At 72.2% G+C, this 13207-nt stretch carries 8 protein-coding genes; 4 read left to right on the top strand and 4 right to left on the bottom strand.

The features are described 5' to 3' along the window. Positions 1 to 96: 96 nt before the first annotated feature. Positions 97 to 2013: an adenylyl cyclase gene (locus ACFRAL_RS04705; RefSeq protein ID WP_378880361.1), complete on the top strand. Its 1917-nt coding sequence runs from the start codon at positions 97 to 99 to the stop codon at positions 2011 to 2013. A 67-nt stretch (positions 2014 to 2080) separates the two neighbouring features. Here the strand turns inward: ACFRAL_RS04705 and ACFRAL_RS04700 are convergent, their stop codons facing one another. Further along, on the bottom strand, positions 2081 to 3073 hold the full coding sequence (locus ACFRAL_RS04700) for an aldo/keto reductase (protein ID WP_378880358.1): 993 nt from the start codon (positions 3071 to 3073) through the stop codon (positions 2081 to 2083). A 105-nt stretch (positions 3074 to 3178) separates the two neighbouring features. On the opposite strand from ACFRAL_RS04700, the gene ACFRAL_RS04695 reads away from it, so the two are divergent. Then, on the top strand, positions 3179 to 4261 hold the full coding sequence (locus tag ACFRAL_RS04695) for an FUSC family protein (RefSeq protein ID WP_378880355.1): 1083 nt from the start codon (positions 3179 to 3181) through the stop codon (positions 4259 to 4261). 74 nt (positions 4262 to 4335) lie between these two features. After that, the gene (locus ACFRAL_RS04690; protein WP_378880352.1) at positions 4336 to 5079 is read left to right on the top strand and encodes an NADPH-dependent F420 reductase; all 744 of its coding nucleotides are present in this window, start codon (positions 4336 to 4338) and stop codon (positions 5077 to 5079) included. 73 nt (positions 5080 to 5152) lie between these two features. Here ACFRAL_RS04690 and ACFRAL_RS04685 read toward each other — a convergent pair whose 3' ends face one another. After that, a complete protein-coding gene (locus tag ACFRAL_RS04685; protein ID WP_378880349.1) occupies positions 5153 to 5539 on the bottom strand; it encodes a hypothetical protein in 387 nt (128 codons plus the stop codon). 309 nt (positions 5540 to 5848) lie between these two features. Here ACFRAL_RS04685 and ACFRAL_RS04680 point away from each other — a divergent pair, with 309 nt between their 5' ends. Further along, on the top strand, positions 5849 to 9298 hold the full coding sequence (locus tag ACFRAL_RS04680) for a hypothetical protein (RefSeq protein WP_378880346.1): 3450 nt from the start codon (positions 5849 to 5851) through the stop codon (positions 9296 to 9298). Positions 9299 to 9317: 19 nt separating this feature from the next. On the opposite strand, the gene ACFRAL_RS04675 is transcribed toward ACFRAL_RS04680, so the two are convergent. After that, entirely contained in the window at positions 9318 to 11702 is a 2385-nt protein-coding gene (locus ACFRAL_RS04675; RefSeq protein ID WP_378880343.1) for a LuxR C-terminal-related transcriptional regulator, read from the bottom strand. A 209-nt stretch (positions 11703 to 11911) separates the two neighbouring features. Next, positions 11912 to 13132 carry a globin domain-containing protein gene (locus tag ACFRAL_RS04670; RefSeq protein ID WP_378880340.1) on the bottom strand — a complete coding sequence of 407 codons (1221 nt, stop codon included), beginning with the start codon at positions 13130 to 13132 and terminating at the stop codon, positions 11912 to 11914. Positions 13133 to 13207 lie beyond the last annotated feature (75 nt).

Here is a 13207-nt window from a genome sequence, read left to right as displayed (position 1 = left end):
CAAGCGCTGTCCGAAAACAATCCTTGAGAACGCTCCCACGATTGGTTACAGTCCGGTAAGCAACATCGCTTCCCACCCTCGACGGAGAGGTTCCCCATGCCCGCACCTGTTCCCCGCCTCGGTGTCGCTCCGGCGCGCTCCGGGCGCCCTGCCCGCACGGCGCGCCTCCTGGCCGTCGCCACCGGCGCGGCCCTCGTCGCCGGCGCGCTGTTCGCCGCCCCCGCCACCGCCGCGCCACCGCGGACGGTCGACCCGTTCGACCCCGACTTCGGGCCGAACGTCACGATCTACAGCCCCGACACCCCCGTCTCGCAGATCCAGACCGAGCTCGATGCGCTGCACGCGCAGCAGGTCGACGCCGAGATGGGTTCGGAGCGCCGGTCGGTGTTCTTCCTGCCCGGCCAGTACGGCTCGGCCGCCGAGCCGCTGCAGGCGAAGGTCGGCTACTACACCGAGATCGCGGGCCTCGGCGCCTCACCCGAGGACGTCACCATCCACGGCGCCGTCGAGGTGTACAACCGGTGCCTCGAGAACGGCGGCACGAGCAACTGCCTCGCCCTCGTGAACTTCTGGCGCACCATCTCGAACCTGTCGATCGACATCGACAAGACCGGGCAGGACGGATGCCGCGCGAGCGCGGAGTTCTGGGCGGTGTCGCAGGCGGTCTCGATGCGACGGCTCGACATCTCGGGCGCGAACCTCTCGCTCATGGACTACTGCACCGCCGGCCCCCAGTACGCCAGCGGCGGCTTCATCGCCGACTCGCGGCTGCCGTTCGTGATCAACGGGTCGCAGCAGCAGTGGCTGATCCGCAACAGCGAGGTCGCCGGCTGGTCGAACGGCGTGTGGAACCAGGTCTTCTCGGGCGTCGTCGGCGCCCCCGACGACGCGACCTTCCCGGACCCGCCGTACACGACCCTCGACGAGACGCCGCTCAGCCGCGAGAAGCCGTACCTCTACGTCGACGACGACGGCCGCTACAACGTGCGGGTGCCGGCTGCCGCCGAGGACACGCGCGGGATCACCTGGGCCGACGGCGAGACCGCGGGGCGCAGCATCCCGATCACGGACTTCTTCATCGCGACGCCCGCGGACTCGGTCAAGGACATCAACAACGCGCTCGCCCGCGGACAGCACCTGATCCTCACGCCCGGCGTCTACGACATCGACCGCACGATCGAGGTCAAGCGCGCGGGCACCGTCGTGCTCGGCCTCGGGCACGCGACCCTCACCGCCGTGGGCGGCGCGGTCCCGATGCAGGTCAAGGATGCCGACGGCATCGTGATCGCCGGCGTCACGATCGACGCGGGCACCGAGCTCTCGCCCGCGCTGCTGCGCGTCGGCGAGCCCGACAGCGACAAGGTGCTCGACGCGGCGAACCCGATCACCCTCAGCGACGTGTACTTCCGCGTCGGCGGACCGCACATCGGCAAGGTCACGACCGCGCTCGAGGTCCACTCCGACGACGTGCTCATCGACCACACCTGGGTGTGGCGCGGCGATCACGGCATCGAGGGCTTCACCGAAGGCGTGAACGGCGACACCGACCGGTGGAACACCAACACCGGCACGAACGGCGTCATCGTCGAGGGCGACCGCGTGACGGCGACCGGCCTCTTCGTGGAGCACTTCCAGCAGTTCAACACGCAGTGGAACGGCGAGGACGGCCACGTGGTCCTGTACCAGAACGAGCTGCCGTACGACCCGCCCACCCAGGCGGACTGGACGCAGCCCGACGGCACGCTCGGCTACCCCGGCTACAAGGTCGCCGACGACGTCACGACCCACCGCCTCGACGGCGCCGGCGTGTACGTGTTCAACCAGAACAACCCGTCGATCCTCACCGAGAACGGGTTCGAAGCGCCCGAGACGCCGGGCGTGCAACTGCACCACATCATGACGGTGAACCTCTCTGCCGGCACGATCCAGCACGTCGTGAACGGCATCGGCGGTCAGGCCGACACGACCAAGATCGGCGTGCCGCAGTACGTCGTGGACTACCCCGCGCCGTAAGGCCGGATGACGGATGCCTCGGCCCGGCGGATCACGCCGGGCCGAGGCATCCGCGTGTCGCGCGTGCTCACCAGAGCGGGTGGATGGACGCCCGCAGATCCCGGTCGTAGACGTCGCGGACGACCCGGTCGAACGCGGCGACGTCGAAGCCCTCGTCGAGGAGCGCACCGGCGGCGGCGTTCGCCTCGGCCTGCTCCACGTTGCGCGCGCCGGGGATGACGCTCGTCACGCCGTCCTGGGCGGCGATCCACGCGAGCGTCGCCGCGGGAAGCGACACGCCGTCCGGAAGAGCGGCGGCCAGCTCGTCGGCGGCCGCGACGCCGGTCTCGAAGTCGACGCCCGAGAACGTCTCGCCGCGATCGAACGCCTCGCCGTGCCGGTTGTAGGTGCGGTGATCGTCGGCGGCGAACGTCGTCTGGGCGGTGTACTTGCCCGACAGCAGGCCCGACGCGAGGGGCACGCGCGCGAAGATCGCGACGCCGGCTGCCTGCGCCGCGGGCAGCACCTCATCGAGCGGCTTCAGCCGGAACGGGTTGAAGATGATCTGCACGTTCGTCACGTTCGGGCGGGCGATCGCGGCGAGCGCCTGCGCGCACGTCTCGACCGACACGCCGTACGCCGCGATCGCGCCGTCCGCGACGAGCGCGTCGAGGGCGTCGTACGTCGTGTCGCTCTCGATCACCGCGGTGGGCGGGCAGTGCAGCTGCACCAGGTCGAGCGTGTCGACGCCGAGGTTGCGGCGCGACCGGTCGGTCCACGCGCGGAAGTTCTCGGGCGTGTAGTTCTCGGGCTCCTGCGCCGCCCGCCTGCCCATCTTGGTCGCGACGGTGATGCCGTGGTCGCCCCGCCCGGCGAGGAAGCGCCCGATGATCGACTCGCTCCGCCCGTCGCCGTAGACGTCGGCGGTGTCGAAGAGCGTGACGCCGTGATCCGCGGATGCCACGAGCACGGCCGTCGCGTCCTCCTCGCTGACATCGCCCCAGTCGGCGCCGAGCTGCCAGGTGCCGAGACCGATCGCCGACACCGAGCGTCCGGTGCGGGCGAGTGCGCGCTGCTGCATGGGGATCCTCCGCGATCGAGATGAGCGGGTTCCAGCATCCCACCTCCTGCACCCTGTGGCGCGGAGACTAGGTTGGGGCCAGCGACCGATGGGAGGGACGTCGTCATGGACGAACGCGCCGAACCGCTGAGGCGGGCCGTGTCGTACACCGCGCGACTTGCTCAGCAGCCGCGCCTGCTGCTGGCGATCAAGACATCGCTCGCGGCGGTGATCGCGTGGTACCTCGCCCCGCTGATCCCGTTCGCCGAGGACCAGTACACCTACTACGCGCCACTGGGGGCGCTCGTCACCATGCACCCGACGATCGCCCGGTCGGCTGCGGTCGGCATGCAGGTGCTCCTCGGCCTGACGGTCGGCATCGGTCTCGGCATGTGCGGAGTCGCGGGGCTGCGGCTGGGGCTGCCGGGCGGCCTGGTGCTCGGCGTCGTCATCGGCGTCGGCGTGCTGCTGGGCGGTCTCCGGCTCCTGGGCGCCGGCGGAGACTGGGCGGCGCTCGCGGCGCTCTTCGTGCTGCTGACCGGCGGCTCCGACCCCGAGGGCTTCTCCATCTCGTACCTCGGCACGGTGGCGTTCGGTGTCATCGTCGGCATCGCGGTCAACCTCATCGTGGTGCCGCCGCTGTACCTCCGGCAGGCGGGCGAGCGGCTGTCCGCGTTCCGCGACACGGTCACCGGCCTGCTCACGGATGCCGCCGATGCCGTCGCCGAGGACCGCATCGAGCCCGACCGCTTCACGTCCGCGCTCGAGTCGCTCGACGAGGCGCGCGCGGCCGTCACGGTGGAGGTCGACGAGGCCGACGAGAGCGCCCGCGCCAACCCGCGCCGCCGAGGCCACGGCGACGAACGGGAGCAGAACGCGCTGCGCATGGCGGCGCTCGACCGGACGGCGTTCCTCACCCGCGACCTCATCGACCTGCTGCTGGAGCTGCAGGCCTCCGACGACGCCGCCGTCACCGACGAGGTGCGCGCCGAGCTCGCCCAGGCCATCCGCTCCGCCGCCGCGCTCACCGCCACGCCCCTGGGCGACGAGGCCGCGCCCCGCCGTTTCCGCGAGGCGAACGAAGCGCTCACCGCCTACCAGCGGGCGCTCGGCACCCCGCACCCGTCGCACCGCACCGGCATCGCCACCGGCGCCGCCGTCGAGTTGTGCGTCCGGCGCATCATCGACGTCTCGCGCCCCTTCGTCTGAGTCACGCGCCCCCGTGCTCGTGCGCGTGCCGCGTCGGCGGGGCGCGGCATCCGTCCGGCGGTTAGCCTGAGCGGATGGCGGAACGCAGCGACCAGGACGGCACGCCGGCGGACCTCGAGCAGATCCGGACGCTCGGCATCATCGGCGCGGGGCGGGTCGGCCGGGTGCTCGCGCGGCTCGCCCGCGAGGCCGGATACCGCGTCCTCGTCGCCGGCTCGGGAGACCCCGGCCGCATCGCCGTGCCGATCGAGGCCGTGGCTCCGGGGGCGACCGCGGCCGAGGCATCCGTCGTCGCCCGCGACGCCGACGCCGTCGTGCTCGCGCTGCCGCTCCCCCGCTACCGGGAGCTTCCCGTCGAGGAGCTGCGCGGCAGGCTCGTGATCGACGCCATGAACTACTGGTGGGAGGTCGACGGGCTGCGCTCGGACCTCGCCGACCTGCGCACGACGACGAGCGAGACGGTGCAGCGGTTCCTCCCGCAGTCGCGCGTCGTGAAGGCCTTCAACCACATGGGCTACCGCGACCTCGACGAAGAGGCCAGGCCCGCGGGCGCCCCCGGGCGCAAGGCGATCGCCGTGGCGGGTGACGACGCCGCCGCCGTGGGCGCGGTGATGCGGATCGTCGACGCCCTCGGATTCGACCCGGTGCTCGCCGGTCCGCTGCGCGAGGGCATCAAGCTCGAGCCCGGGGCGGAGGCGTTCGGCGCCGACGTCGACGCCGCCGAGCTGCAGGCGATGCTCGACCGGTTCGAGACGTCGCAGCGCGGCATCGTGGTCGCCCGGGCGCGCCGCGATGCGGGGACGGATGCCGCGCCCTGACCGGCGCGGCTCGGGTGAGGTCTCACCTCAGTCTGGCGCAGCCGGCGAGGTCAGCCGGCTGCGCCAGGCCGTTTCAGACGCCGGTGCGGCGCGGCTCCAGGAAGAAGTCGTACGACACCGATCCGTCAGGCCGGGTGTCCGCGTGGTGGACGAATTCGAGCCCGCGCTCGTCGAACGCCCTGAGCCACTCCTCCCAGCTCACCGGCCGCAGCTCTACGAGCTCCGGCCCGAAATCGAAGTCGAACCGCAGGTCGCCGATGGCGTCGCCGGTGTCACCTACCGTCGCCGGCGTCGCATGACGGTCCTCCGCCCACCGGCGGATCTCGTCGTGATCGGTCGTGGCGGTCGTCACCTCACTGCGCGACGTGTCGTACTCGCCCTCGCCCACGGCGTCGATGCTGCGTTCGGCGTCACGCATGCCGGGGTCGACGGCACCCATGTCGTCTGCATTCCTGTTCATGGCAGACCTCCTCTGCATCGACTCCAGCCTGAGCGGATCGCAGGCGCGCGGCGAGGGGGTTGTCAGCACCGGACGAGCACGCTAGCCGAGCGCCGGTTGCCGGCCCATCCACAAGATCGGAGGTCTTCGCCGACACGCCGCGTGGGGGCATCCGTTCCGCGCGTGTCGGCGAGAACCTCCGACGCTGTGCGCGCCCGCGCTCCGCCGCCCCCGCGGCACGCAAGATAGGGCATTTGCCCGATGCGGCACCAGGTCCTTCGCGGTTGGGTGCACACAGTACGAGCATTCTGCGTGCAGAGGAGAGCTGCGATGAAGCTGCGAACCACCCGCCTGATCGTCGCGATCACCGTCGCCGCGCTCTTCGCCCCTCTCGCGGCCTCGCCGGCCGCGGCCGACACGACAGAGCCAGACGACCCGATCACGTCGTTCACCGTCCCGATCGTCGCGGAAGGGTCGCTGGAGCTCGTCATCAGCTCGAACGGCTCGCTCACGACCATCGGCGACCAGTCGACCGTGCGGTCGCAGTGCATCGACAGCGGCTCGGGCTCCATCTGCATCGGCACGCAGGGCACCGGCGACCCGTTCGCGGGCGACCTGAACGTCGGCGGCTCGGTATCGGGCTACACCCTCGGCGACGAAGGCGGCGCGGCGGAGGCGCTCGGATGGATCATCGGTGAGGGCGTCGACGTCATCACCGCCATGTACGACATCCCGGCCGACGGCCGCGTGCAGCGCCTGGCCGGCGACCAGCTCCGCGCCTACGTCATGATGCGGATCCTCGACATCCTCGATCGCTCGCTCTACGGCGTCGAGCTCACGGCCAACGAGCAGACGACCCTCGACTACGTCAACCGCCAGCTGCTCGGCACCGACCGCAAGATCGCCCAGTACGCCGTCGAGGAGCACGCGGCGTTCAAGGCCTTGGAGTGCGGGTACACGCCGCCGGCGGCGCCCGCGTTCATCACGAATCCCGTGCCGCTGCCCAAGGAGGTCGTCGACTGGTGTGCGCGCAGGCACACGGTGCTCGAGAGCGCCTTCGTGTTCGCCCCGCCGCAGCCGTCGGCCGATGCCTTCCAGGCGTGGGGGATGTACCGCAACGCCGCGGAGCTCGGGCTGGACCGGCTTTCGACGTCGGGCTACGCCGACGAGATCGCCGACGTGCAGCGGGCGTATGGCGCACTGGCGGGCGCCGCGATCGCGGGAGGGGCCGCTGCCGCGGCCGCCGCCGCTGCGGGCAGCGCGGCCTTGGCGGCCGGCACCGCCGGAGCCGGGACCGCTCTGGGGACCGTGTTCGCAGGCGTGTTCCCGCACGCCGCATGGGGAGGCGCGCTCGTCCCCGCCACGGCGGCCGGCGCGGCGGCGACCGTCGTGGGGATCGTCATCCTCGCGATCGTCGTCACCGTGGTGGCGTCGATCCAGCTCGCCGAGCACGAGCAGGTCGGCATCAAGCTCGCCGAGCGCCTGAAGAACGCCAAGGACGCCACGGACCCCTTCTTCCTCGACGATCTGCGCGACGACTACGCCGGACTCGAGCTGCGCGAGGGCATGACAGCCGAGAACCAGCCGGCGTACCGCGACGACCCAGCGGTGGCGAGGATCCTCGATCTCATCCTCGTCAAGACGTCGAACACGATCGACGGCGCCTTCATCCCCGACGTCGATGCGCTGTGGACCCCCAACGAGACGACCGAGCAGGACTACCGCTTCCTCGTCATGGACGGCACCACCACCCCGCGCGTCGAAGACTCCATCACGGTGCCGATGGGCGACAGCGACACCACCGTCCGCTTCAGCCGCGACTGGATGATCGTCGACGAGGGCGACGGTGAGAAGCCGGCCCTGGAGTTCCGGTACACCGACAACGCCGGGCGCGAGACGACGGCCAGCCGTGTGCCGCCCGCCGAAGGAGCGGCAGCCCCCGACGGTGGCTTCAGCGTGTCCCGCCTGGACGGCGACGGCATGCTCGTGGCCCAGCGGGCATCGACGATCCACTACATCGACCGCGAGGGCCGCTCGGTCTCGGTCGCGCTCGTCGCACCGGACGTGCCGAGCGTCGGCGGCGTCCGGCCGAGCGCGGTCGGGCCGCTCACGCCGGGCCGGACCGTGATCCTGCGCCCGAACCCCGTCGCGGCCGACGGCACGTTCGACGGTCTCCACGAGACCGGGTACAGCTACACGTGGACCGTCAAGCGGGTCGATCCGATCACCGGCGCGTGGATCGACGTCGTCCCCGAGGTCACCAGCTACGACACCAGGTTCAAGCCGACGGAGGTGGGCGACTACCGTGCCGCCGTCCGCGCGCACGACACCGATCCGGCGGACGGCACCGTGCCCGACGCGTGGGGCTCGGTCGACTTCCGCATCGTCCCGCCGCAGACCGAGATCGCGGAGCTCACGTTCCACGACGACGGCACATCCGGCGTCCGTGTCTCGGCGCAGCTCGGGGCGGCGGTGCCATCGAACGACTTCACCATCGACGTCACGTGGCCCGGCTCGGTCACCGGTGAACCGGGCGAGCACTCGCGCGTGGACCTCACCTGCCACACGATCGACCCGATGAGCTGCTCCAGCGTGAGGACGGACCTCTTCCCCGAGCTGAAGGCCGCGCTCTCGCACACGCTCGCCGGCGATGCGGACCTCACCCAGGGCGTCGAGGTGACGATCACCGACCGGTTCGGCACCGCCACCACGCAGTCCTTCGCGATCGACGACCCGGCGCGTCCGGTGCTCACGGCGCCCCGCACCGCTCCCGGTCCGGACCAGCCCGGCTTGGTCGTGTTCGACCCCGTCCACTCGTCCGTCGAGGTCCCCGTGCAGGTCACGGCGAACCCGAACTACGAGCTCGCGCGGATCGTTCCCGGCACCGGCGGGACGCCCACGTCGTTCGGGGTCGTCGATCCCGCCGACGACACGCCGAAGTCGATCGTGCAGTTCCTCGACGGCGCCGTGACCCTGTCGACGGGCTACGACACCGCGAACGGCGAATGGGTGCTCGACCTCCGGGTGACCGCCGGACTCGACGATCTGGGGACGACCACCATCCCCGTCGTCGTGCAGCAGGTCACCGGCGCCCGCACCATGATGCCGCTCACGATCGACCTCGTCCCGGCGTCCGGCGACCGCTTCCGCGCCGCCGTCGCGAACGAGATCGACCCGCTCGCCATGTCGGTCGACACCGTTCCCGAGCTCGTGCCGTACGTCATGGGCGGACGTGAGGAGTGGGGCGACTACACGGGCGACCTGTGCGTCAGCCTGCTGTACACGGAGATACCGGCGAGCCCCGTCGAGCGCTGCGGAACCGTCGCGAGCCTGCTGGACGCCGACGGACGCCTTTCGGCGATCTCGTTCCCCGAGTTCGACCCCGACGGGCTCGAGACCGGCCGGTACGAGGTGACGGCGCGGATCCCCGGCGACGAGCACTCCGACGACACCCCGTTCACCGTGTCGTTCCGCCTCCTCAGCGGTCCCCCGACGATCGACTCGTTCGCCTGGGACAAGGCGAAGAACGCCGTCCGGTTCAGCACCACCCCGTTCGGTCCCGATGCGCCGATCACCGGCTACGCCTGCCGCCTCGACGGCGAGCCCGTCGACTGCGCCGACGCCGCCTCGGGATCCTGGACGGCTCCCCCGCTGGCGCAGGGCACGCACACGTTCGACCTGATGGTGACGGATGCCGCCGGCAACTACACCGCGGACTCCTTCGAGTTCACCCTCAAGAAGGACACGAAGGTGAAGACCCCGAAGCCCCCGAAGCCCTGACGACGACTGCCGCGGGGGGCTACCGCGCGGTCACCAGCCCGTGGCGATGCGCGTACGCGGTCGCCTCGGCACGGCCGCGGACATCGAGCTTCCGGTAGATCGCGACCGAGTGATGCATGACCGTCTTGACCGACAGGAGCAGCTCGTCGGCGATCTCGCGATTGGTGAGCCCGTTCGCGAGGAGCGCGAGCACCTCGAGCTCGCGCGGCGTGAGGCTGCCGGACGACGCCTGCGGGGACGCCGGCGACGGCACATCGCGCTGGAGCCACGCGAGCGCGAGCGCTGCGCCCCCGGCCGCGGACTCGACGCTGCCGGCTGCCACCAGCGCCGCGTAACGCTCGCCGCCGAGGTGCGCCCGCAGGTGCGGGGCCAGCGCCTCGTACGCCTCGCGTCGCCGCGGCGGCAGGAGCCGGACGATGCGCTCCTCGTCGGCGGCCACCGCCCCCAGCAGGCGCGCCGCGAAGGCCGCATCGCCCGACCGCGCGGCGATGAGCGCCGCGTGCACCACCGAGAGGCCGGCCGCGCTCGTCCAGCCGCGCCGTGCGGTGTCCTCGAGCCGGAGGCGGCACCAGTGAGCAGCCTCCGGGATCCTGCCGGCATCCAGCTCGCGCCCGGCGAGCGCCGCCAGGATCATCGACTCGATGTAGGCATCGCCCGACGTGCGTCCGAGCTCGAGGGCGGACTCCAGCGACGGCACGGCGAGCGGATGGTCGGCGGGCTCGGGGCGTGCGGTCCGAAGCAGCACCGTCGCGGCGGCGACGGCCTTGGCGTCGGCGACGCGGGTCGCGCGCCGCAGGGCCGTCAGGGCGAGGTCGATCGCGTCGTCGAGGCGCCCGCTCGTCTGCATCAGCACGGCCGACCACACCTCGAAGCGCGCGAGCCATGCGGCGTGGCCGATCGACGCCGCGAGGGCGCGGCCCTGCTGGATCGACGAGACGAAGCGGGCGACGTCGCCGGTGGCCGGGTGGATGGCCACCGCGACGGAGTGGCAGAGGAGGACGAGCAGGGAATCGCCCAGCTCGTCCGCGAGGTCGCGCGAGCGCTGCCACCGCGCGCCGATCTCGGCCGCGCTCCCCTGCGCGTCCGGCGTCTCGGCCATCAGCGCCGACGACCACAGCCACACCCGCGCGGCGAGCGCCGGCTCGAGCCCGTCGACGGCGCCGGTCGCGATGACCCGCCCGAGCACGGCCTCCACAGCGGCCCGCTCCGGGAGTCCCTCGAGCACGCCGGCGGCGTCCACAGCGAGGCGCGCCGCCGTCACGGGGTCGGCGGCCAGGTCGTCGAGCACCGAGACGACGTCCCGCCGAAGCACGCGGATCCGCTCGATGTCGATCGACGGCCGGCAGTCCGCGGCCGCCCGGGCTGCGGCATCCGCGGTCCTGCAGACATAGGCGCGACGCAGGTCGCCCGCCCGTCCGCTGTCGGCCCATTCCGCCCCACGCACGTACGTGCGCACGATGGGGAGCAGGTCGAACGCCGGCTCCTGCTCTCCGACGGCGATCGGCTCGACCAGACGGCTGTCCACGAGCGCACCGAGATCGTCGAGCACCTCACCGAGCGGGCGGCCGTCGAGCGACACGAGGGCGTCGACAGGGAACGTGCCCTCGAACCCGGCGGCGCACACCAGCAGCGCGCGCTGACCGCCCGTCAGCGCGGCGGTCGTGGAGTCCAGCGCGTCGCGGAGGCTGAGCCGTCGCCCCGTCCCGTCCCCCAGACCCGACGTGAGCAGGTCGGGATCGCTCCCGTCCGCGGCGAGGCGTGCCGCGAGCTCGGCGGGCGGAAGCAGTCGCACGCGAGCCGCCGCGAGCTCGATCGCCAGCGGCAGACCGCCGACCAGGCGGCAGACCCGGGCGACATCGTCTGCGGTGCCGGGATCGAGGTGGAAGTGCGCGTCGACCTCCTGCGCGCGCTGGACGAACAGTCGCACGCTCGGCGACTCCGCGACCGTCTCGAGATCGGCGCCCGGCAGCGGGACGGGGAGCGGCTGGAGCCTCACGTGGCGCTCTTCGGGCAGCCCGAGCGGAGCACGGGAAGCGACGACAACGGCGAGCGTCGGGCACCGGTCGAGGAGCCTCGGAAGCCCCGCACGGAGCGACTCGGCGTCGGCGTGGTCGATGGCGAGGGCGATCGGCCTCCGGGCGACGACCTCGGTGATCCGCGCCTCGGCGTCCTCGCCGCCGTCCAGGCCGATGCCCAGCCGCCGCGCCACCGTCACCCAGATCGGCGCCTCGCGTTCGGCGTCGGCGAGGTCGACCGACCACGCGGCGGCCGAGGTCGCCGCGGCGTCCAAGACCGCACTCGTGCCCGACCCGGCCGGTCCGTGGATCGTGACGATCCGCGCCCCCGGGTCGGCGAGATGACCTCTGACCAGCGCGAGGTCCCGCTCGCGCCCGATGAGCGTCACGCCGGCGCCCCTTCCCCAGAACCCTGCGATCTCGGAGCCTCGTCGCCCCGTGACCACAGCATATTGGCACGCGCCGGCACCCGCGCCAGTGCACAGGATCGGAGGTCGTGCGCGACACGCCGGGGCGCGGCATCCGTTCCCCGGCGTGTCAGCCAGAACCGCCGATTCCGTGCGCGGCGCACGACCCCGACACCGGGGCGCCGCACGGTTCAGGCGGCCGCGGCCTCCGGATTCTGCGCCCATAGGTCGGGGCCGAACACCTCGTAGTGGATCCGCTCGCCGGGGATCCCGCGCCCGACGAGGGTGGCGCGCGCAGCGCGCATGAAGGGCAGCGGTCCGCACATGAAGACCGTCGCGCCCTCCGGCAGCTCGACGTCGCTGAGGTCCATGTACCCCGGACGCGCCGGGTGGAGCGTGGGTGCGCGCTCGGCATCGGTCTCGTACCAGTTCTGCGCCTTCGCGTCCTCCATCGCCACGACCTGGCGCCGCAGCGACGAGTACAGGGCGTGGGTGTCGTGGGCGCGGTCGGCGTGGAAGAGCCGCACCGTGCGGTGAGGCTGGCGCCGCGACAGGTCCTCGAGAATCGCGGCGATCGGAGTGATGCCGATGCCCGCCGAGACGAGCACGAGCGGCCGCTCGGACTCGTCGAGCACCACATCCCCCGCCGGCTGCGAGACGTCCAGCACGGTGCCCGGCTGCGCGTTCTCGTGCAGCCACGTCGACACCTGACCGTCGGGCGCGCCGTCCACCCCGCGGACGCGCTTGATCGTCACGCGCAGCGAGTCGCCGCGAGGGCCGGAAGAGATCGTGTACTGGCGGGGCTGGCGCGACCCGTCGGGGAGGTCGACGGCGATCGCGACATACTGCCCGGTGCGATGCGACGGCACCTCGCCGTCGACCGGCGCGAGCAGGAGCGAGAACACCTCGTCGGACTCCTCGAACCGCTCGACCACCCGGTGCGGCCGCCACGGCTGCTCCGGGTCGGTGCCGCCGAGGGCGTACAGCTTGGCCTCCTCGGCGATGAGCGAGCACCCGAAGAGCCAGTACACCTCGTCCCACGCGGCACGCACCTCGGGGGTGACGGCGTCGCCGAGCACGGTTCCGACCGCGTCGAGCAGGTGGTGTCCGACGATCGTGTACTGGCGGGCCTGGATGCCGAGCGACACGTGCTTGTGGGCGATCCGGCGCATCACCGGCGTGAAGTCGGGGGCATCGGGGTCGATGAGGTGCACGGCGAACGCCACGACGGACGCGGCGAGCGCCTTCGGCTGCTCCCCCACCGCCTGATTGGCGCGGTTGAACACCCGCAGCAGCTCGGGGTGGGCGGCGAACATCGCCGGGTAGAAGACCTTGGTGATCTCCTCGGCGTGCGCGGCGACGACACCCGCGGTGGCTCGGACGACGGCTTCTGACTCCGGTGAGAGCTTCATGCGTTCCCTTTCTCGCTCCGGTCGCAACGCCTTCGAGCCTCGTCTGCCCGCCGCGGGAGCGCTGGGCGTTCCACC

It is taken from the genome of Microbacterium sp. NPDC056736, assembly GCF_042790415.1.
In the GTDB taxonomy this organism is placed as follows: domain Bacteria; phylum Actinomycetota; class Actinomycetes; order Actinomycetales; family Microbacteriaceae; genus Microbacterium.
This window is presented reverse-complemented; position numbering and strand designations above follow the sequence as displayed.

Coding starts and splice junctions, on each gene's coding strand:
- ACFRAL_RS04690 (WP_378880352.1), top strand. CDS start 4,336: ATGGCGGAACGCAGCGACCAGGACGGCACGCCGGCGGACCTCGAGCAG.
- ACFRAL_RS04695 (WP_378880355.1), top strand. CDS start 3,179: ATGGACGAACGCGCCGAACCGCTGAGGCGGGCCGTGTCGTACACCGCG.
- ACFRAL_RS04685 (WP_378880349.1), bottom strand. CDS start 5,539: ATGAACAGGAATGCAGACGACATGGGTGCCGTCGACCCCGGCATGCGT.
- ACFRAL_RS04680 (WP_378880346.1), top strand. CDS start 5,849: ATGAAGCTGCGAACCACCCGCCTGATCGTCGCGATCACCGTCGCCGCG.
- ACFRAL_RS04670 (WP_378880340.1), bottom strand. CDS start 13,132: ATGAAGCTCTCACCGGAGTCAGAAGCCGTCGTCCGAGCCACCGCGGGT.
- ACFRAL_RS04700 (WP_378880358.1), bottom strand. CDS start 3,073: ATGCAGCAGCGCGCACTCGCCCGCACCGGACGCTCGGTGTCGGCGATC.
- ACFRAL_RS04705 (WP_378880361.1), top strand. CDS start 97: ATGCCCGCACCTGTTCCCCGCCTCGGTGTCGCTCCGGCGCGCTCCGGG.